We start from the raw sequence: 20,979 nt of genomic DNA, 5'->3' as shown, positions 1-20,979 counted from the left end.
AAAACCTCTCCTTATTTTAATATCCCCAATCTCTACTATATCTAAAATCTTTATCAATTGTTCTATTGCTAATTTTTGCAATTACTGGTAATTGCCTTTTAAACTGATTTCTTCTAATCCTTTCTTTCACATTATCTATAAACTCTTCCGTAAATCCCATCCTTAAAAGTTCACTTTTATCTTTTCTGTCATCAATCATTGCCTTTAACAATCTATCCACATCACGATAAGTAAATCCCAGTTCTTCTTCATCTGTCTGACCTTCCCATAAATCAGCTGTTGGCTTCTTCTCTATAACTCTTTTTGGAATATTTAAATATTCTGCCAGTTCCCAAACCTGAGTTTTATATAAATCACCAATTGGGTTGATTGCACAAGCAAGATCTCCATACCATGTCCCATAACCTAAAAGTAGCTCAGTCTTATTGCTAGTACCTAAAACAATACCACCAACTTCTGCTGATTTATCAAAAAGAACTATCATCCTCATTCTAGCCATTACATTCCCTTTTCTAAGGTTTGATATATTTGGATTTATTTTAAAATAGGGGTCAACAAAGTTTGTTATCTCAATTATCTCAAAGTTTACTCCCAAAAAATCAGCAACTAACTTTGCATCATCAAGACTCTCTTTACTACTAGTTTTATAAGGTAAAGCATAAGCATAAACCCTATCTTTACCCAATGCTAATGTAGCCAATGTAGCACTTAAAGCAGAATCTATACCACCACTTAAACCTACTACTACATTTTTAATACCTATTTTTTCCACTTCTTCTTTTATAAAACTTGTCAATATCTTCGTAACCAAATCATAATTAAGACTTATTCTGCCATTAGCCATTTATTTCTCCATATTTTTTATAATTTCAGATATAATGTATGATTTGTCATCTTTTAAAAATGGGGAAATCACACGACTTCTCTTAATCTCAGATCTATCTATATTTGTAGAAACAATTGCCTCCTCAAACAGTGGAAGTTCTATCACTTCTTCCCCCATAGGAGAAAAAATACATGAGCCACCCCAAAAAGTAACTCCCTCTTCAACCCCTACTCTATTTACAAAAACCACATAAGAATTACAACTTAATGCCATATATTTTAATGCTGTATACCAAAAATCTTTAACATAAAATTTATTTTCGTATATACCTCTTGCAGGACTATTTGAAATCACATATATTACTTCCACCTTTTGTAATTTCATTGCATAAATGGAACTTGCCTGAAGGGCATCTTCACATATCAGTAAACCACTTCTAAAGTGTTTAGTATCAAAAACTTTAAAATTATTTCCAGCTGTAAAATATCGCCCCTCCTCAAACATTGTATAATCAGGTAGGTACACTTTTTTGTGTATATGCTTCATACCATCATTTTCAAAATAAAATGCTGAATTGTAAGATAAATAATCTACATCTTCAAAGACACCACCCACAATAATTGAAATATATTTTGATAACTCTTTGAATTTTTTAAAAACTGAAGAAGTTATATTTAATCCAGTATCTACAACCAAATCTCTCAAAAAATAACCAGTTAAAGATAATTCGGGAAAAACAATTATATCAGATTTTGATTCTATTGCTCTTTCTATTATTTCGATATGCTTTTCGAAATTTTTATTTACATCACCTAAAAAAGGCTTTATTTGAGCTATCGAAATCTTAGGCATAAGCCCCCCTATTTTAGCTCTCTAACAAAAGTTCCACTTTTTCCACCAGTCTTTTTTAACAGCATTATCTCTGAAATAACCATCTCTTTATCAACAGCTTTACACATATCATAAATTGTCAGAGCAGCGACAGACACACCTGTTAATGCTTCCATTTCTACTCCAGTTTTCCCAGTCAATCTAACTTTGCAGTCAATTTTTATCCTATTTTTACCTGGCTCAGGAGTAAAATGTATTTCAGCACCTGTGATATTTAAAGGATGGCACATTGGGATTAAATCAGATGTTCTTTTTAAAGCCATAATTCCAGCTACTCTAGCTACTTCAAACACATTACCTTTTTCAATCTTTTTATTTAATATTAAATCCAAAGTCTCTTGTCTCATATATATAAAACCTGATGCATGTGCCTCTCTAAAAGTATCCCTCTTTTCGCTCACATCCACCATTTTACTTCTACCATCTTCATCAAAATGTGTGAGTTTCATTTTACCCCCTTTAAAGGTAATGTTTTAAAAAGTAAGTTAATATCTAGTGTACTTTCAATATAATCCCATATTTTACCATCATAATTTTTAATTTCAAAATATTTATTATCATTATATTGATATCTCAATTTGACATATTCCACTTTTTTATTATCTTTGTACTCATATATTTTAATCACATAACTTTTAGCTTCTTCAACAAACATTTTAAAAAATATCACTTCAATCAATTGCTTTAGCACATCTTGAAAAGGATTATTAATATCAATTTTTTTTACACCATCTTTAACATCCAATGTATACACAAGTTTTACTTCAAGGGTATCACCTTTTTTAGTTATTGATTCAAACTTAAATACTGGAACATACCCAGTTTCTAAATAATATTTAGACTCTTTCATATAAAAGTTGTATCGTTTGATTAAACTATCTAAATCTATTTCAATCTTTTTTAATTGGTAAGGCCCTCTTTTTACCTCTTTTTTTAATGTATTTTTTATCTCAACATATTTTTTTAATACATAACCTGTTTTTACATTATTGTATTTTATTAAATACCAATCGTTATTATAATCTTGTATTATGATTATTTTAAACCCTTCATACAAAACCCTTAATTTCTTAGAAGATAAGCTTGGCTCTTTATAAACATAAGTAGTTCGCTTTACTTTACCAAGAAATTCCACATATTTTTTTGACGAAGTTTCATTATCTGCATAAGATAAATTGAAGAATAAAGTTATCAAACATAAAGTATAAAAACTTTTAAACATTAAATCTAAAATAGATAATATCCCCATCTTTTACTATATAATCTTTCCCTTCTAATCTAAGTTTCCCCAATTCTTTAATTCTTTGCAGAGATTTATATTCTTTAAAAGTATCAAAATCAACAACTTCAGCTCTAATAAAGCCTCGCTCAATGTCAGTATGGATTTTCCCTGCAGCCTTTACGGCAGTAGTACCATTTTTTATTGTCCAAGCTTTAACTTCTTTTTCCCCAGCAGTAAAAAATGTTATTAAATCAAGTAATTTATACCCTTCTAATATCATTAATTCCAATCCAGATTTTTCTATACCCATCTCTTTCAAATATTGTTTGGCTTCATCCTCATCCAATTCTGCTAGTTCAGCTTCCATTTTCCCACAAATTTTTACAGTCTTCGCATTCTCTTTTTCTGCTAATTCATTAACTTTTTTCACATAATCATTATCTTCAAAAATACCATCTTCATCAACATTCATCACATACATCATAGGTTTTAATGTTAATAAATTATATTCTTTTAAAAATGCTTTTTCATCTTCAGTTAAAACATTTCTCAATAAGTTGCCCTCAGAACATTTTTTATATAGATCTTTTAAAAAAGAAACCCTTTCTTTCAACTCTTTATTACCACTTTTAGCATTTTTTTCTAATCTTATAATAGCTCTTTCTAAAACTTCTAAATCGGCTAATAATAGCTCTGTATTTATAACTTCTATATCATTGATAGGATCAACCTTTCCATGAACATGCACAACATTTTCATCATCAAAACATCTTACAACATGAGCAATAGCATCAACCTGTCTTATATTAGATAAAAACTGATTACCCAAACCCTCTCCTTTACTAGCACCTTTTACAAGTCCAGCTATATCAACAAATTCCATTACAGTTGGGGTAATTTTTTTAGGCTTAATACAATCAGCTATAAAATAAAGCCTATCATCTGGAACATTTACAATTCCAATATTTGGATCAATTGTGCAAAAAGGGTAATTTGCACTTTCTGCTCTTGCCCTAGTTAGAGCGTTAAATATTGTAGATTTCCCCACATTTGGTAAACCAATTATTCCACAATTAAATCCCATTTAAACCTCTCTATAACAAAATTTATAATAAAAAAGGCCGCTAAAAGCGGCCTTTTTTATAACAATGGAGCAATTATCAAAGAAACAATGCTCATCAATTTTATTAATATATTCATTGCAGGCCCACTTGTATCTTTAAATGGGTCTCCAACTGTATCTCCCACTACAGCAGCTTTATGAGCCTCACCACCTTTTTTCTCACCAGGGATTTCACCTTTTTCTATAGCCTTTTTAGCATTGTCCCAAGCACCACCAGCATTAGCCATAAGCAGTGCAAGTAACACACCAGTTATGGTCGCACCAGCAAGCATACCGCCTAATGCTTCTTTCCCAATACCAAAACCTACTATTATTGGTGCAATAACAGCTATTACACCAGGTAAAACCATCTCTTTTAATGCTGCCTTTGTAGAGATATCAACACAAGTTTTTGGATCAGGCTTAACACCAGGTTTACCTTCAAGAAGACCAGGTATTTCTCTAAACTGTCTTCTAATTTCTTCAACCATTTGACCGGCAGCTTTACCAACAGAAGTCATAGTTAATGCAGCAATTAAAAATGGTAGGAAACCACCTATTAACATACCAATTACAACGTTAGGATGAGTAATATCTATAATATCAATTTTAGCACTACTACTATAAGCAGCAAAAAGAGCCAAAGCAGTCAAAGCTGCTGAACCAATAGCAAACCCTTTACCAACAGCAGCAGTAGTATTTCCAAGAGCATCTAAACTATCTGTAATTTTCCTAACTTCAGGTCCAAGCTCAGCCATTTCAGAGATACCACCAGCATTATCAGCAATTGGACCATAAGCATCAACTGTCATAGTTACACCAACAGTAGCAAGCATACCCACAGCTGCAATACCTATCCCATATAAGCCTGCTGCACTATTAGCTACAAAAATTGCAATACATATCATTACAATTGGTAAAACTGTACTTTCCAATCCAACAGCAAATCCATGAATAATATTAGTTGCAGGACCAGTTTTAGAAGCTTCAGCAATTCTGCGTACAGGTGCTGCAGATGTGTAATATTCTGTAATTAAACCTATTGCAATACCAGCAATTGTTCCAAGGAATAAAGCCCAGAAAACCCCAGTACTTATTCCAAAAGCTTTAATCGCAATATAGGCACCTACTATAAAAAGTATAGCACCAATAAAAGTAGAGTATCTCAAAGCTTTTTGAGGGTCTGTATTTTTAAGAACTTTCATAGAGAAAACACCAATTAATGATGCTGCCAATCCAATAACTGCAAAGAACACTGGTAAATACATCAAATATGCTTGAAGATTTGCACCACCAAGTTTAGCAAGTAATGCTTCATTTGCAGTTGCAGCAATTGCTACTGTTGCAATTATAGAACCTACATAAGATTCAAAAATATCAGCACCCATCCCTGCAATATCACCAACATTATCACCAACATTATCCGCAATAACACCAGGGTTTCTTGGGTCATCTTCAGGAATACCTGCTTCTACTTTACCAACTAGGTCAGCGCCAACATCCGCTGCTTTTGTATAAATACCACCACCAACTCTAGCAAAAAGAGCAATTGATGATGCACCCATAGCAAATCCGTTTATATACTTTGCATTTTCAGGATCACCAAAAATTGCAAAAAAGATCCCTACACCCAATAAACCAAGACTTGCAACAGCAAGCCCCATTACTGCACCACCATTATAAGATACAAAAAGTGCAGCATCCATCCCTTTGCTTCTTGCAGCCTCACTTGTCCTTACATTAGCTCTGGTAGCAGATTTCATACCGAAAAAACCTGCTAATACTGAACAAATAGCACCACTTAAGAAAGCAACAGCCGTTTTAAAGCCTAAGTCTTTAGAAAATAGCATCAATACAAAAACAATTATCACAAAGATAGAAAGTACCCTATACTCCCTACCAAGAAAAGCCATTGCACCTTCATGGATCATATCAGAGATCTCTTTCATCTTTTCATTACCAACTGGCTGACTTTTGATATAATTATAAATTAGAAATGCAATTATCAGACCAGCAACCCCCATAACTGGAGCAAGATACATTAAGGTTGACGACATTGGTTATCCTCCTTCTCTATTTTTTTATTATTAAAATTATTCATTGCTGCCTTAACCCCACTCTCAATAAAACACTGGATAGCATTTCTACATAAAAGTAGCAAATCTGGCAACACTTTTTTCTCAAAACTATTAAATTCTGCTAAAACATATTTTGCAGTGTATTCTGGGCGCAACGGTTTTGATATACCTATTTTAAATCTATAAAAATCAGCACTGTCTAAATGATTTATAATAGAACGAATACCATTATGCCCACCATCACTGCCACCTTTTTTAAACTTTATCTTACCAAATTCCATATCGAGATCATCATGAATAACCAAAATATCCTCAACATTTATTTTATAAAAATCTACTATTCCCCTAACTGATTCCCCACTTCTATTCATATAAGTAAAAGGTTTTAAAAAAAGCCAATTTTTATATTCACCATAAACACCTTTAAAACCATTTTTATAGTTTACGTTAAAGTAAGATGCTACTTCATCTAAAACCATAAAACCTATGTTATGTCTAGTTTTTTCATATTCTTTACCTGGATTACCCAGGCCAACAATCAATTTTTTACCCATTAGTTTGTGAATAAAGAACTTATACTTTCTTTTTTATGTATCCTTCTTATTGCCTCAGAAAATATATCTGCAACAGATAAAACTTTAATCTTTGATATGGAAATTTTGATTTTTGAAAGCTCTATCGTATTTGTCACCACAACTTCTTCAAGTGCACTATTTACTATCCTTTCTATTGCAGGGCCACTTAATACTGCATGGGTTGCGCAAGCCCTAACACTTTTTGCTCCCATTTCCAAAACAGCATTTGCAGCCTCTGTCAATGTACCTGCAGTATCAATCATATCATCCACTATAATAACATGCTTATTTTTAACATCACCAATAACATGCATCGCTTTTGCTTCATTTGGAGCTGTTCTTCTTTTATCAATAATTGCTAAAGAGGTATTCAAAATTTTTGCATAAGCCCTAGCTCTTGGGACACCTCCAGCATCAGGAGAAACAATCACAAAATTTTCCCCTTGCATATCATTTTCTATTAAATACTTAGTAATAATTGGTGAAGCATATAAGTTGTCAACTGGGATGTCAAAAAAACCTTGGATTTGACCAGCATGCAAATCCATTGTAACCATTCTATTTATTCCAGATGTGGTCAAAAGATTAGCCACAAGCTTTGCAGTAATAGGTACCCTTGGTTCAACAGTTCTATCCTGCCTTGCATAACCAAAATATGGGATTACGGCTGTCACAGAATTTGCTGAAGCTCTTCTTAATGCGTCAACCATTATCATCAATTCCATAAGATGCTTTTCCGCTGGATTATTAGTTGATTGAATTACAAAAACATCTCTGCCCCTAACACTCTCATTAATCCTTACAAATATTTCACCATCACTAAATTGAGTTACTGTAGCATCGCTAAGTCTCATACCAAGTTTTTTAACTATCTCTTCAGCAAGCTGTTTATTAGAATTTCCACAAAAAACTAAAAAATCCATATCTTTGCCCATCCTTTATTCTCCTAAATTATATTAGTTTTATAAACAAAATAGCTTTTATTCACTGCTTTAAAATATTTATAAGCATTATCCAAACTCTTCTTAGAATTAAAAATTCCAAATATCGTGGAACCACTACCTGACATTAGAGATTTTACTGCACCATATTCTGTCATCATCTTTTTTATAAAAATAAGCTCTTTATTATTGCCAAACACAGGTTTTTCTAAACTATTATACATTAATTCGCACAAAACATTTAAGTTTGAAAGCGAGTGAATATTAGTAATATGTGGTTTAGTTGTCAACTTCAAATTTTTATTATTATACACTTGCCTTGTACTAACTCCAAAATTAGGTTTTACTAACAATATATAACTTTTTGGTAAATCAATAGTTGCTACAATTTTATCGCCTATCCCTTCTGCCAACACCCCTTTATCCCATAAAAATGACGGAGCATCTGCACTTACTTTAGCTAACACTTGAACCATATCATTCAGAGATAAATTTAAATTGAATAGCTTATTCATCAGTTTTAAAAATATTGCACAGTTACTACTTCCTCCACCTAATCCAGCCTCAATAGGGATTCTTTTGTTAAGATAAACCTTTACAGGAAATTCTTTCTGAAAGTATTCTCTTAACTTTTCATAAACTTTATAAATAAAATTTCTTCTATCTACTGGTATCTTTTCATTATTACATATAATTTGAAACTTATTGGCCTTTTCAACTTTTATAGTGTCATACAAATTTATCTTGCTAAAAAGTGAGTAAATATTATGATAACCATCCTCTCTTTTATCCGTGACATAAAGAAATAGGTTTATCTTCGCATAGCTATTAGCAAATACCGATTCCATAATTTCCCGATTTTTTTATAAAAATTTTATCGTAAGATGTTTATCATTATCAATAAAATCTATTTCTTTCAAATTCATTTTATCATACTCATATTTAATTATTGCCTCATCTTTTTTAACCATTACAATTTTATAATCACTATTAATCGTATATTCAATATTTTGAGAATCATGTATAATTAGACCATCTTTTAATTCATATTTCTCTTTAATATCTTTAGGTATACTATAAGGGATATTCAACAACTTTATCAATTCATTGATATCCATATTTTCAAAAAAAGCATTTAAATCGGAAGATATATCTTCTTTTTTCGATTTCGCAACAGTAATTACTCCATTTCGAACCTGAATCTCAGCAACTACACTATTTAGAACCCCTAAAATCAACACATCAATGTTACCATTACAGCTCTTCTTAAAATATGACTTAAATCGTACTTTGTATAGACGATCCTCATAATCGATAGCGGTTTTAGCTTTTAAATTACAAACAAATCTGTTTTCAAGCTGGATCTTTTCTAACAAAATTTTATTACTTTCTGGATATTTAAATTCTACCTTTTTGGAACAACCGTAAAAAATAAAAAATGATATAAACAGAAAAACAATTAACCTGTTATTCATTAGACTTTTTTAAAAAATCATCTATATTCTTATCAGGATATAGTTTTTTTATTACTGAAATAAAATGCTCTTTTATCTCAACTTCTTCAGGAGCCAAAAAATATGCCCTTTTCAAATAATCAAAAGCCCTCTTATAGTCACCTTTTTGATAATAAATCCACCCCATGCTATCAATATAAGCTGGATTATCAGGCTCAATTTCTAAAGCTTTTTTAACCAACCTGTAAGCTTCATCCAACTTTATACCTTTTTCTGCATACATATAACCTAAAAAATTTAATGCAGTTGAATTCTTAGGATTCAATTCAATAACTTTTAAAAGATACTTTTCTGCATTTGAAAAATCTTTAACCTTTTCATAATTAATAGCTAAATCAAAATATATATCCTCATCATCAATCCCTTCTTTCAATGCATCATTTAAAACCTGAATAGCTTTTTGATAGACTTTTTGCTCATAATAAATTGCTGCTTTCAACCTATAAAAATCCACATCCCTCATAGATTTTTCAATAGAATTTAATAGCTCTAAAGCCTTATTAAACTCTTTTTTTCGTGATAAAATCAATACTAATCTTTTCTTAGGCTCCACATAATCTGGGTCTACTTTTAAAGCTTCATTATAATATGTAATTGCAGCTTCAGTATCTCCAACAATTTCGGATAAATAACCTGCAAAATAATAAGCCTGAGTATCATCCTTTTTAATTTCAATTATCTTTTTAAAATACTCCAAGGCCTTTTTATAATCTTTCTTATCAGAATATATGCTTGCTAACTGCTTCATTGCAGTAATTTTTAAAAGCTCATTTTTACTTTTTGCTATTTCTTCAAAAAGCTTAATAGCTTTGTCATAATCCTTTACATCAATATATAATCTTCCAAGCTGAAAACTTAAATTTACTTGATTGGGATGCCTTTCTAAAATTTTTGATAAATAATAGATAGCTTTCTCTTTATCATCTTTTTTTAAATAATAATCAGCAAGCTTATATAAGGCTAATGGATATTTATCAATTTCATACGCTTTCTCTAAATCCTTAATACCATTCTTTTCTAATCCTAGTTTCAAATACAAAATACCTCTTTGATAATAGTAAGCAGATGAAGGGTTTACTTTTATCAGTTCATTCATAATACCAATAGCTTTTGAAAAATCAGTGTTAGATTCATACAACCTTGCTAACTCTAACATGTTTTGTTCACTTTTATCAAGTGATACAAGTATTTCCATATATTTTATAGCATTATCCAAATCCTTATAATGAGATTTATATAAATTTACCAAATTAAAAAGTATCGGAGGATATTTATTCCTTTTAACATAATCAAGATATAAATTTCTTGCCTCATCATACTTGTTAATTTTAATCAAATATTCCCCTTTTTTTAAAACCAAATACGGGTCACCATCATATTGTAATAAATCATCAATATATTTAATCGCTTCTTCGTATCTATTTTCTTCTTCAAGCTGAATTATCTTAAGATATTCTTTATAGAAAAAACCTGTACCGCTAACTTTTGCCTGATTAACAACTGTACAACCAAAAATTATTATTATCAGAAATAAAACTCTTATCATTTAAAATATTTCTCCAAAAAATCTGTACTCACATCCCCTTCTATAAATTTATAATGATCCATAATCTTTTTATGTAAAGGTATGGAGGTTTTTACTCCCTCTATTATAAATTCATCAAGTGCTACTTTCATCTTAGAAATAGCATCTTTCCTAGTTGGAGCATGTACAATGAGCTTAGCAATCATTGAATCATAGTAAGGCAAAACAGTGTATTCTTGATAAGCAGCAGAATCCACTCTGACTCCAAACCCTCCAGGAGCATAATAAGCATTTATGAGTCCAGGTGATGGCATAAATGTCTCTGGATCCTCTGCATTTATTCTACACTCAATGGCATGACCATTAATTTTAATATTTTCTTGTTTTAAAGGTAGTTCATAGCCTGAAGCTACTAATAATTGCAATTTAACTAGGTCAATTCCAGTAATCATCTCAGTAACAGGGTGCTCTACCTGAATCCTAGTGTTCATCTCCATAAAATAGAAATTACCTGCCTTATCAACAATATATTCAATTGTTCCAGCATTCTCATAACCCAAACTTTTTACAGCATTGACAGAAACTTCTCCCATTTTGTATCTCATTCTTTCGGTTAAGAAAGGGCTTGGAGCTTCTTCAATAAGTTTTTGGTGTCTTCGTTGTATAGAACACTCCCTTTCAAAGAAATGTAAAGCATTCCCTTTTGAATCACCAAATACTTGTATTTCAATATGTCTTGGAGATTCAATAAACTTTTCAATATAAACATCTCCACAACCAAATGCTTTTTCACTTTCTATTTTTGCCATTTCAAATTGATTTAAGAAACTCATTTCGTTATGGGCAACCCTCATCCCTTTACCGCCACCACCAGCAGAAGCTTTAATAATAACAGGAAAACCTATCTCTTTTGCTATCTTTAATGCCTCATCTGGATCACTAACAACACCATCACTACCAGGAACAACAGGGACACCAAGTTTTCTCATAGTTTCTTTCGCTTTAGCTTTATCACCCATTAACTCAATGTGCTCAGATTTTGGACCAATAAATTTAAATCCACAATCTTCACATATTCTGGCAAAATCAGCATTCTCAGCCAAAAAACCATACCCTGGATGTATACCATCTACATCTGCAACCTCAGCTGCAGCAATTATATTTTTTATATTAAGATAACTATCTGTTGCAGTATGAGGCCCAATACAAATAGCTTCATCAGCAAAAGCAACATGTAAAGACTCTTTGTCAGCAGTCGAATATACAGCAACTGTTTCAATACCAAGCTCTTTACAGGCTCTAATTATACGAAGAGCAATTTCACCTCTATTTGCAATTAATACCCTTTTCAACATCTTGAGCTCCCAAGTTTCTTATAATGGTTCTACAATGAAAATCGTTTCACCATATTCTACAGGTTTTGCATTTTGACCTACTTTTTTAATTATTTTACAATCAAACTCTGCTTCAATTTCATTCATTATTTTCATCGCTTCTATAATACAAAGAGTTTGACCTTTTTTTACTGTATCACCTTCTTTTACAAATGGCTCTGCACCTGGAGCTGGTGCTTCATAAAATGTGCCCACAATAGGTGATTTGATTTCCACATAATTTGAATCAGGCTTTGCTTCAACCTGCTCAGTTTTGCTTTCTACTTTTTCACTAATAGTTGGCTCTACTTTGTCAGGTTGTTGTACAGTCACAGGTTGTGCTTGTATTTGAGATACATTTAATTCAACATTTTTAGAAAGATAGATCCTCTCATTCTCATTTTCATATTCGAATTCAGTTAAATTACTTTTATCAATTAATTTAATCAATTCTTTAATCACTTTTAAATCCATAATCAATACCTCCTAATTTATAATTGGCTGAATTATTTACTACTTTTTACTCTTTCTATATATTTTCCATCTCTTGTATCAATCTTAATAACATCCCCTTCTGATATAAATAAAGGAACCTGCACAACTCCACCAGTAACCACCTTTGCAGGCTTAGAACCACCACTCACAGTATCCCCTTTAACTCCTGGTTCTGTTTCAGCTACTTCTAATTCTACAAAGTTAGGCAATTCAACTCCAACCGGTTTACCCTTATAGATTAATACAGTTACATTTAAATTTTCTGGCATAAATAAAGCTGCTTCACCAATTTCATTTCTACTAATTGTAATCTGCTCATAGGTTTCATTATCCATAAAATAGTAATTTTCCCCATCATTATAAAGATATTGCATCTCTTTTTCTTCAAAATCAGGTTGAGGAAGCTTCTCATCTGATTTAAAATTCTTTTCTATCACATTACCTGTCAGTAAACTTTTCAATTTAGTCCTTACATTCGCACCACCTCTACCCATTTTAACATGTAGATACTCAACTACAACATAAGGTTCACCATCAACCTCAACCTTTGTACCTCTTTTAAACTGGTTTGGAGTAATCATTATTCACCTCTCCTAATTTTGTATTTTATAAACATAATCTTTTAATTTTTCATTTAAAGTAATACACCCATCTTTAGTAACTAAAACAGTATCCTCTAATCTAACACCGAATTCATTTTCAAAATATATCCCAGGCTCAATAGTCATTACCATACCTTCTTGTAAAACTGTTTCATCTCTTGGATTAAAAGATGGTTTTTCATGCACATCTATACCTACACCATGCCCCAGTCCATGATTAAAAAAATCACCAAAACCTTTGCTTGCGATATAATCTCTTGCAACTTTGTCCACTTCCTTACACTTTACTCCTGGCTTCACAGCTTCTTTAGCATACATTAAAGCACTTTTGACAATTTCAATTATATTTAATATATGCTTATCATCTCCATTATAAATGACCCTTGTTATATCACTACAATACTGAATTTTACATCCAAAATCTACGATTACTGGTTCATTTTCGTTAATTATTTTCTCACTTGCAACTCCGTGAGGTAAAGCACCCCTAAACCCTGATGCAATGATGGAATCAAAACTTGGTTTTCTTGAACCATTAATTTTCATTAAATATTCTAAATAACCTGCCACTTCCCTTTCAGTTTTATTAAAAAAACCACTCTTTAAAACACCTAAAAATGATTCCTCTGCAATCAAATATGCTTCTTTAATTGCCAAAATTTCATCCTGATCTTTAATCATCCTTAATTCTTTTACATAATCATTAGATGCAACTAAAACTTCCTTATTTAAGTTTTGCAAAGAAATAAAAGTAGTTAAATCTCCAGATGGCTCTATAAAAACTTTATCAAAATCAGATAATAACTTTTTAAACATTTCATTGTAATTATTTCCTACAACTATATTAAAATCTTTACTAACCTCTTTTTTTGACTGCAAATCATACCTGAAATCAGTAACAAATATATTTTCATTTTCTGTGATTATTAAATAAGCAGTACTCCCAGTAAAACCTGATAAATAATAAATATTTGATAAATCACTTATAAAATAGGGGAAATACCCCTCTCTTTCGAGATAACCCCTAAGTTTTAAAATTCTATTTTTTCTCAAAATGTTTCCTCACCTTTCAAATAGGTAGTAAAATAATCAATTGCATAAATATAAGAATATACTCCAAGACCTGTAATAACCCCGATAGCTTTATCTGATAAATATGATTTGTGTCTAAATTCTTCTCTTGAAAATATATTGCTGATATGAACCTCTATAAACGGCTTATTAACTCCCAATAAAGCATCTCTTATAGCGACACTTGTATGGGTCAACCCCGCTGCATTAATCACAAAACCATCAACATACTCACCAAACTGGTGAATTTTATCGATAATCTCACCTTCACTATTTGATTGAAATATCTCTACTTCGATACTTTTACTTTTTGCATAATTTTGGATCATATCAACAAGATCATTGTAACTTAAAATACCATAAATACTTTTTTCTCTTTTACCTAAAAGGTTTAAATTTGGTCCATTAATTACCGCTAATCTAATCAATCTCAAACTCTCTTTTGAAATCTCTTTCAAAATATTTTATATAAAACTTCAGCTTACCTATAATAGCATTTCTATCAAGAAGAGCTACTATATAATAGAAATTATTTAACTTGTGAAGATAAAATATTTCTTCGCCACAATCGATAAGCATTTTTTGCATTTTACCAGTAATTAGATATGTAGTCACCTTATCAATATATCTGAGAACCGAAGAAAACTCAGCTGCCAATTCTTCAGCTGTTCTATCAGAAACTTCCACCTTATCCACAATAATCCCATCTTTATCAAAAATAGCGAATAACTTTAACCCATCAACTGCATCAAATATTTTATTTATAATATTTTTAAACACTTCTACTTTCCTTAACTTTTCTGATATTATCCAACCACTTTTCTAACTCTTCAACAATTTTTGCATTTTTACTATCTATTTTTTGCTCCTCTTTAATGGCCTCACCTTCATCTATTTCAGTCTCTATTTTGAGACTTTCATCCAATAAATCATCAATGGATTCTTCATCTTCTTTCCTATCAGATAACTCTTTACCTTCTTCTAAATCCTCTGCAAGCTCTACTTCCTCATCCTCTTTTACCGATTCTGTTTCCTCAACTTTTACCACTTCAAATTCACTAACCGCCTCTTCTTTTTGAGTTAACTCATCCACATTAGAAAATTCTTCTCCTAGATCTTCCGTAACCTCTTTAGCAGTTTCAGCAAGCTTTTCAATCTCCTCTAACTCTTCTTCAGTTTTTGGTACAGCATCTATCTTTTCAGCAAACTCTTCTATTAATTCTTTTAAATCGTTATCTTCAGGACTCACCACATAAGCAGATCTATAATGAAACAAAGCTTTTTCTAAATTATTTTCAGCCCTATATATGTCACCTAATAATTTATTAGCTCGATAATTATTTTTATCAATTGTTGCAACTTCAACCAGTAATGCTTTAGCCTCGTTAATAAGCCCCTTTTCTAAATATGCCTGTGCCAAAACAGTTTTTGCAGCTAAATAGTTTGGATTTTTATCTAACCCTTTTATACATACATCAATTACCTCATCATATTTTCCCAACTTTAAATAAGCAATAGCTAAAGGCATAAAAACTTTTGAGTCAGGATTTTCTTCTAACTTTTTTGAAAAATATTCGATATCTTTAAGGTATCTAGCTTTAATTTTTTCATCCATTTAAAACTCCATACTTTAAAAGTATTTTCTGCAACTTTTCAAAATCAACCCCTTTTACTATTTTACCAGTGCCAATAGGATTAGTCAAGGAAAGGACTAATCCATCCTTTTCTATCTTCTTATCACCTTTTAGTGCCTCTAAAAATCTACTATCATTTGCAGCTTTGTAAAAAGTATTAAAATCGTAACATTCCAATAAATTTTTTGTATAATCAACAGTATCTTTGTCTACCACACCAAGCTCCATACCGATTAATGATTCTATAAACATACCTATGGCAACAGCAAAACCGTGCTTTATAGTATGATTAGAATCAATTTCAATCGCATGCCCAATTGTATGACCAAAGTTTAAAAATTTTCTGATACCATGTTCAAATTCATCCTCTTTAACAACATAGGCTTTTAACTCACAACACCTATAAATCATCTCAACTAATTTATAATTTGAAGCTTTATTCAAAATACAATCTTTATTTTTTATTAAAAACTCACAAAACTCTTTATCAAACATTAAGCCATATTTTACCACTTCTGCAAGACCATTTTTGTATTCATCAAAGGGTAGTGTATCCAGAAATGTCACATCAATTATCACCTCAACTGGCTGTTTAAAAGCACCTACCAAATTCTTGGTATCTGAAAAATTTATCCCAGTTTTCCCACCTATACTGCTATCAACCATTGCCAACAAGCTCGTAGGAACCTGGATAAAATTAATACCTCTCATATAAATTGCAGAAACAAACCCACCAACATCCCCAACAACACCACCACCTACAACCACTAAAGTAGAGTCTCTTTTGCAACCCTTATCTCTTAACCACTTTAAAATATCTATTACACTATCAAAAATTTTATTCTCTTCACTTGATTTAAAAATATAAAAATTTTCCACATTACGAAATCTATCTTTATGCAAATCATAAACATTAGAATCGATTAGATAATATGCATTATCATATTTGCAAACAAAGGGCTCAAAATTGATAAAATAGGAGTTATCAATAGATTTTGCCAAATCAACCAAAAGCTTTTTAATCATTTAAATACCCTATAATTTCTTCTACAATCTCTTCAACCGCTCTTTCAGTAGTATCTACAATATAATCAGCTTTTATATATAAAGGTGCTCTTTCAAATAAAAGCCTTTTTATCTCATCCAACACATTATCAACCACTAAAAGTGGCCTTGTATTATCATTCTTTAACCTTTCATAAATTGCCTCTGGACTTGCAGCTAAAGTTATTAATACCCCATTACTTTTCATTATTTCATAATTACCCCCTGTAGTTAATACCCCTCCACCAGTAGCTATGACATAATCATCAAGCTCATTAACCGTTTTTAATACTTCTGTTTCTAATCTTCTAAATTCCTCTTCCCCATCCTCACGAAATATATCAGCAATAGATTTTTCAGCTTTTTGAACTATTAAATCATCCAAATCACTAAACCTTTTATTCAACCTTTCTGCGAGCAGCTTACCCACTGTGGTTTTCCCTGTACCCATGAAACCTATTAAATATATATTCATTTTCTACTCCTTTTTAGCAAAATTCAAATCATCACAACTTTTAGGAAGATTATCCTCTTTTAACATTTCATAATAATAGCTTCCACAACCTTCACTATACAATATATCTTCATTTTTAACAACCTTTCTTAATACTATACCTTTAGGAACTTTAAAGTTAACTTTTTTACCCCCTTTCAATAAATATTTTTCAATTTTTGCAACGATGGGAGCAGATATGCTCCCACCTGTAGCATCTTCATCTATTGTCCTATAATCATCATAACCGACCCATAAAACCACTACAAATGGTGGAAATATAGCTACAAACCAACAATCTTTGCTATCATTACTCGTCCCAGTTTTACCAGCAGTCCCAGGAATTAATCCAGCACCTCGAGCAGTGCCGTATCTAACCACTTTTTTCATCAAAAATAATGTTTGATAAGCAGATTTCTCATCAACCACCCTAACACACCTTTTATCATTTTTATATTCAACACCATTAATTTGAATTTTATTTATAAAACTCACATTACATTTTTGCCCATAATTTGCTATCACTCCAAAAGCCTTAGCCACTGTAAAAGGTGCCTGAGGAATAGAGCCAAGCGGCATAGCATAAAAGGGTTTTATATCTTCAAAACCTATTTTATTTGCCAAATATGCAACCTTTTTTAGACCAACCTTTTCAGCAAGTTTTATTGTTAAATTATTCAACGAATAAATAAGACCATTTCTAATGTTAGTTTTTCCCATGTAAAAATCTTTAAAATTTTTTGGTCTGTATAAAAATCTTCCTTCATTAAAAATATATGGCTTATCTTCCATTACATAAGATGGTCTTACCCCCTTTGTAAATGCAGTTAAATAGGTAATTGGCTTAAATACAGATCCGACTTCCCTCTTTTCAAAAATTGCTCTATTTTTTGAAAAATCGTTATTAATAGTACCAATGGTAGTTATGACTATGTTCTCATTATAATTTATGACAACAGCCGAAGCCTCTATCCCATCATAATTATACAAATGATCCTTGATAATTTTTTTTACATTTTGATAGACTACTTCATCCAAATTAGAATAAACAACAATATTTTGATTTTTATAATCTATATTAAAACTTTTGAGTTCTTTTAAAACTCCCTCTACATAATCGTTATATTTTATATAAGTTTTCGGATACTTAAATCTTAATAGCCTTTCATCACCTGTAAATTTTGTAGAAAGTTTTTCTAAATAACTAAAATGCCTTACTGGATTATCATAATCAAACAAGACAGCTAAAAGCAAAAAAACCTTTTCTTTATATTCTAAATCAGCAAAATTTTGTCCAAATAAATAGAATGATAACCCATTTATCCCCTTAATATTATTGTTGAAATGAAAATTATTAGCTATAACATTATAAAAATCTATCAATCCATATTTATTTATAACTTTTTGATAATAAAATTTTTTTAAATATTCTTCATATTTTTTATCAATTATTTTATTTGATACTTTTTGATAAAACTCTTCCCAGAGTTTTTTAATGTGATAGTCTTCATTTGTTATTTTATAAAAATAATCATAAAGTTTTTCAAAGTTATCAAAATCGGTATTTAAATCAATTAATCCACCAAAATTGTTATATTGAGAAAAAATCAGATCCCCATTTTTCGAATAAACTTTTAAATAAGTAGTTTTTTCAATGTTATTAATTTCTAAATTTGGCAATTCAATTAAGCTTATCAAATATTTTTTATAAAAATCGTTCAACTGACGAACAAAAATTAAAGCAACTACAATTAATAATAAAAATAATAACGCTCTATTAACTATTTTTAGAAACATTATCCAAGAACTTCTTTAATTTAGACAAAGCTTCCCTTCTATGACTGATCCTATTCTTTTCATCACTTGACAACTCAGCCATTGTTCTTCCATCATCAAGGACAAAAAGCGGATCGTACCCAAATCCATTTCCCCCTTTAAGCTCAAACCCTATCTTCCCTTTATATTCACCATAAAAGGTTTCAATAGTTTTACCACTTTTACATAAAGCTATAACACAGACAAATTTTGCATCTCGCTGTTCAAATGGCACCCCATTCAAATCATTTAAAAGTTTAAGATTATTATCCAAATCAGTGGCATTTTCACCAGCATATCTGGCAGAATAAATACCTGGTTTACCACCAAGCGCATCAACTACTAACCCAGAATCATCAGCAATTACAAATCCATCAACAAATCTTGATAATAACTCCCCTTTCTTTTTTGCATTCTCTTCAAAGCTATTACCATCCTCAACTACATCAGGAGGATTTTTTAATACATCATAAATAGAAATTATTTCTATTGGCTTTAAAATCTCTTTGATCTCTTTTAATTTCCCTTTGTTAGATGTTGCTACAAAAATTTTTTCAATCATAACCCTAAAGCTCTTTTTTGAGCCTCAACAATATTTTTTATCCCTATAAAAGCAAAATCAATCATCTTATTTAAAACTTCTCTGCTAAAAGGGCTTTCTTCACCTGTGCCTTGAATTTCTATTATCTCACCACTTTCTGTTGCTACAACATTCATATCAACTTTTGCAGTAGAATCTTCTTCATAATTCAAGTCCAGAATAACCTCATCATTCAAAACCCCAACACTAACCGCAGCCACAAAATTTTTAATAGGGTTTTCTTCTAATTCACATGCCTTTACAAGTTTATCAAGTGCTAAATAGAGAGCTACAAAACCTCCAGAAATTGAAGCTGTTCTTGTCCCACCATCAGCCTGTATTACATCACAATCTATAACAATAGTTCTTTCACCTAAAAGTGTTAAATCAACTACAGACCTCATAGCTCTGCCAATAAGCCTTGAAATTTCTTGTGTTCTACCAGAAAGTTTACCTTTTACTGACTCCCTTACATTTCTGGTATGTGTTGCCCTTGGAAGCATCGAATACTCAGCAGTAATCCAGCCTGTCCCTGAACCTTTCAAAAAAGGGGGAACACCTTCTGTAATTGACACATTACAGATAACTTTAGTTTCACCAAACTCTATTAAGACAGAACCTTCTGGATATTTGATATAATCTGTGGTTATTTTAATTAAGCGCATTTCATCATTTCTTCTGCCATCACTTCTCATTACAACTCCCTTCTACTATTTTTATTTCATTATCCTCTAAAGTCATAGCACAATTATAATCCATTTGTAGATCAGTTTCACTATTTTGTACATTTATTTTAAATAATTTAATATTATTATCAAAGGATTTTAATGTTTTCATAATAGATTTTAAAAGCATGTATTCGCTATTACTGCTATTGATAAAACCTTTCTTGACTTTTAAATTTACAACACAATAATTTCCTTTAATTTTTACATCTTCAAAATCTACATAATTACCAACTGCAGATATATTATTACCTATATCAACCTTTAATTTATTCAAAAGTAAAAAAGCATAAACATCTTTTCTAAAAAAAGGGTTAATAACGATAACCTTTTTAGGGACAAGCTTATTGGTATCAGCATCTATATAAAAAACTTCATAACGCTTTACAGAATATAAAAATATCACAACAACTACTAAACCAATTATTATATATGTATATTTTCTCATACTGAAAGATTAACACATTATAAAA

24 protein-coding genes are annotated in these 20,979 nt (G+C 30.9%); all 24 read right to left on the bottom strand.

Features of this window, described 5'->3' with window-relative positions; all coding sequences use genetic code 11:
• Nucleotides 1–16: 16 nt before the first annotated feature.
• From OWM07_RS00515 to OWM07_RS00400, 24 genes are read right to left on the bottom strand one after another with little or no spacing between them, the layout of a single operon-like run.
• On the bottom strand, nt 17–844 hold the full coding sequence (locus OWM07_RS00515) for an NAD+ synthase (protein ID WP_423301714.1): 828 nt from the start codon (nt 842–844) through the stop codon (nt 17–19).
• Entirely contained in the window at nt 845–1,678 is an 834-nt protein-coding gene (locus OWM07_RS00510) for a nitrilase-related carbon-nitrogen hydrolase (RefSeq protein WP_423301713.1), read from the bottom strand.
• 8 nt (nt 1,679–1,686) lie between these two features.
• Nucleotides 1,687–2,166 (bottom strand): cyclic pyranopterin monophosphate synthase MoaC, encoded by a 480-nt coding sequence (moaC, locus tag OWM07_RS00505; protein ID WP_423301712.1) that lies wholly within the window; start codon nt 2,164–2,166, stop codon nt 1,687–1,689.
• Nucleotides 2,163–2,939, bottom strand: a complete 777-nt coding sequence (locus tag OWM07_RS00500) for an SH3 domain-containing protein (RefSeq protein WP_423301711.1) — start codon at nt 2,937–2,939, stop codon at nt 2,163–2,165. Before OWM07_RS00500 ends, moaC begins: the two co-directional genes overlap by 4 nt.
• Nucleotides 2,932–4,023: a redox-regulated ATPase YchF gene (gene ychF / locus OWM07_RS00495; protein ID WP_423301710.1), complete on the bottom strand. Its 1,092-nt coding sequence runs from the start codon at nt 4,021–4,023 to the stop codon at nt 2,932–2,934. The genes OWM07_RS00500 and ychF overlap by 8 nt, the downstream gene beginning before the upstream one ends.
• A 56-nt stretch (nt 4,024–4,079) precedes the next feature.
• A complete protein-coding gene (locus OWM07_RS00490; protein ID WP_423301709.1) occupies nt 4,080–6,098 on the bottom strand; it encodes a sodium-translocating pyrophosphatase in 2,019 nt (672 codons plus the stop codon).
• Nucleotides 6,083–6,673, bottom strand: coding sequence for an aminoacyl-tRNA hydrolase (gene pth / locus OWM07_RS00485; RefSeq protein WP_423301708.1), 591 nt, complete (start codon nt 6,671–6,673; stop codon nt 6,083–6,085). Before pth ends, OWM07_RS00490 begins: the two co-directional genes overlap by 16 nt.
• Nucleotides 6,673–7,629 (bottom strand): ribose-phosphate pyrophosphokinase, encoded by a 957-nt coding sequence (locus OWM07_RS00480; RefSeq protein ID WP_423301707.1) that lies wholly within the window; start codon nt 7,627–7,629, stop codon nt 6,673–6,675. The genes pth and OWM07_RS00480 overlap by 1 nt, the downstream gene beginning before the upstream one ends.
• Before the next feature lie 11 nt (nt 7,630–7,640).
• Nucleotides 7,641–8,483 carry a 4-(cytidine 5'-diphospho)-2-C-methyl-D-erythritol kinase gene (gene ispE / locus OWM07_RS00475; protein WP_423301706.1) on the bottom strand — a complete coding sequence of 281 codons (843 nt, stop codon included), beginning with the start codon at nt 8,481–8,483 and terminating at the stop codon, nt 7,641–7,643.
• A 15-nt stretch (nt 8,484–8,498) separates the two neighbouring features.
• A complete protein-coding gene (locus tag OWM07_RS00470) occupies nt 8,499–9,110 on the bottom strand; it encodes a hypothetical protein (protein ID WP_423301705.1) in 612 nt (203 codons plus the stop codon).
• On the bottom strand, nt 9,103–10,695 hold the full coding sequence (locus tag OWM07_RS00465) for a tetratricopeptide repeat protein (protein ID WP_423301704.1): 1,593 nt from the start codon (nt 10,693–10,695) through the stop codon (nt 9,103–9,105). Before OWM07_RS00465 ends, OWM07_RS00470 begins: the two co-directional genes overlap by 8 nt.
• Entirely contained in the window at nt 10,692–12,029 is a 1,338-nt protein-coding gene (accC, locus tag OWM07_RS00460; RefSeq protein ID WP_423301703.1) for an acetyl-CoA carboxylase biotin carboxylase subunit, read from the bottom strand. Before accC ends, OWM07_RS00465 begins: the two co-directional genes overlap by 4 nt.
• An 18-nt stretch (nt 12,030–12,047) precedes the next feature.
• Nucleotides 12,048–12,521, bottom strand: coding sequence for an acetyl-CoA carboxylase biotin carboxyl carrier protein (gene accB, locus OWM07_RS00455; RefSeq protein WP_423301702.1), 474 nt, complete (start codon nt 12,519–12,521; stop codon nt 12,048–12,050).
• Nucleotides 12,522–12,553: 32 nt separating this feature from the next.
• Nucleotides 12,554–13,123: an elongation factor P gene (gene efp, locus OWM07_RS00450; RefSeq protein ID WP_423301701.1), complete on the bottom strand. Its 570-nt coding sequence runs from the start codon at nt 13,121–13,123 to the stop codon at nt 12,554–12,556.
• Between the two features lie 12 nt (nt 13,124–13,135).
• Nucleotides 13,136–14,197, bottom strand: coding sequence for a M24 family metallopeptidase (locus OWM07_RS00445; RefSeq protein WP_423301700.1), 1,062 nt, complete (start codon nt 14,195–14,197; stop codon nt 13,136–13,138).
• Nucleotides 14,194–14,643, bottom strand: coding sequence for a type II 3-dehydroquinate dehydratase (gene aroQ, locus OWM07_RS00440; RefSeq protein ID WP_423301699.1), 450 nt, complete (start codon nt 14,641–14,643; stop codon nt 14,194–14,196). Before aroQ ends, OWM07_RS00445 begins: the two co-directional genes overlap by 4 nt.
• Entirely contained in the window at nt 14,636–14,995 is a 360-nt protein-coding gene (locus tag OWM07_RS00435) for a roadblock/LC7 domain-containing protein (RefSeq protein WP_423301698.1), read from the bottom strand. The genes aroQ and OWM07_RS00435 overlap by 8 nt, the downstream gene beginning before the upstream one ends.
• Nucleotides 14,988–15,830: a tetratricopeptide repeat protein gene (locus OWM07_RS00430; RefSeq protein WP_423301697.1), complete on the bottom strand. Its 843-nt coding sequence runs from the start codon at nt 15,828–15,830 to the stop codon at nt 14,988–14,990. Before OWM07_RS00430 ends, OWM07_RS00435 begins: the two co-directional genes overlap by 8 nt.
• Nucleotides 15,823–16,875, bottom strand: coding sequence for a 3-dehydroquinate synthase (gene aroB, locus OWM07_RS00425; protein WP_423301696.1), 1,053 nt, complete (start codon nt 16,873–16,875; stop codon nt 15,823–15,825). Before aroB ends, OWM07_RS00430 begins: the two co-directional genes overlap by 8 nt.
• Nucleotides 16,868–17,368: a shikimate kinase gene (locus OWM07_RS00420; protein ID WP_423301695.1), complete on the bottom strand. Its 501-nt coding sequence runs from the start codon at nt 17,366–17,368 to the stop codon at nt 16,868–16,870. The genes aroB and OWM07_RS00420 overlap by 8 nt, the downstream gene beginning before the upstream one ends.
• Nucleotides 17,369–17,371: 3 nt before the next feature.
• Complete coding sequence (locus tag OWM07_RS00415; RefSeq protein WP_423301694.1) at nt 17,372–19,183, bottom strand: transglycosylase domain-containing protein; 1,812 nt, start codon at nt 19,181–19,183, stop codon at nt 17,372–17,374.
• Nucleotides 19,164–19,760: an XTP/dITP diphosphatase gene (locus OWM07_RS00410; RefSeq protein ID WP_423301987.1), complete on the bottom strand. Its 597-nt coding sequence runs from the start codon at nt 19,758–19,760 to the stop codon at nt 19,164–19,166. The genes OWM07_RS00415 and OWM07_RS00410 overlap by 20 nt, the downstream gene beginning before the upstream one ends.
• Complete coding sequence (gene rph / locus OWM07_RS00405) at nt 19,760–20,476, bottom strand: ribonuclease PH (protein ID WP_423301693.1); 717 nt, start codon at nt 20,474–20,476, stop codon at nt 19,760–19,762. The genes OWM07_RS00410 and rph overlap by 1 nt, the downstream gene beginning before the upstream one ends.
• Nucleotides 20,466–20,954, bottom strand: coding sequence for a hypothetical protein (locus OWM07_RS00400; protein ID WP_423301692.1), 489 nt, complete (start codon nt 20,952–20,954; stop codon nt 20,466–20,468). The genes rph and OWM07_RS00400 overlap by 11 nt, the downstream gene beginning before the upstream one ends.
• Nucleotides 20,955–20,979: the final 25 nt, after the last annotated feature.

It is taken from the genome of Deferribacter thermophilus, from assembly GCF_049472675.1.
Taxonomy (GTDB): Bacteria; Chrysiogenota; Deferribacteres; order Deferribacterales; family Deferribacteraceae; genus Deferribacter; species Deferribacter thermophilus.
The sequence above is the reverse complement of the archived record's forward strand: the minus strand, read 5'-3'. Positions and strand labels throughout refer to the sequence as shown.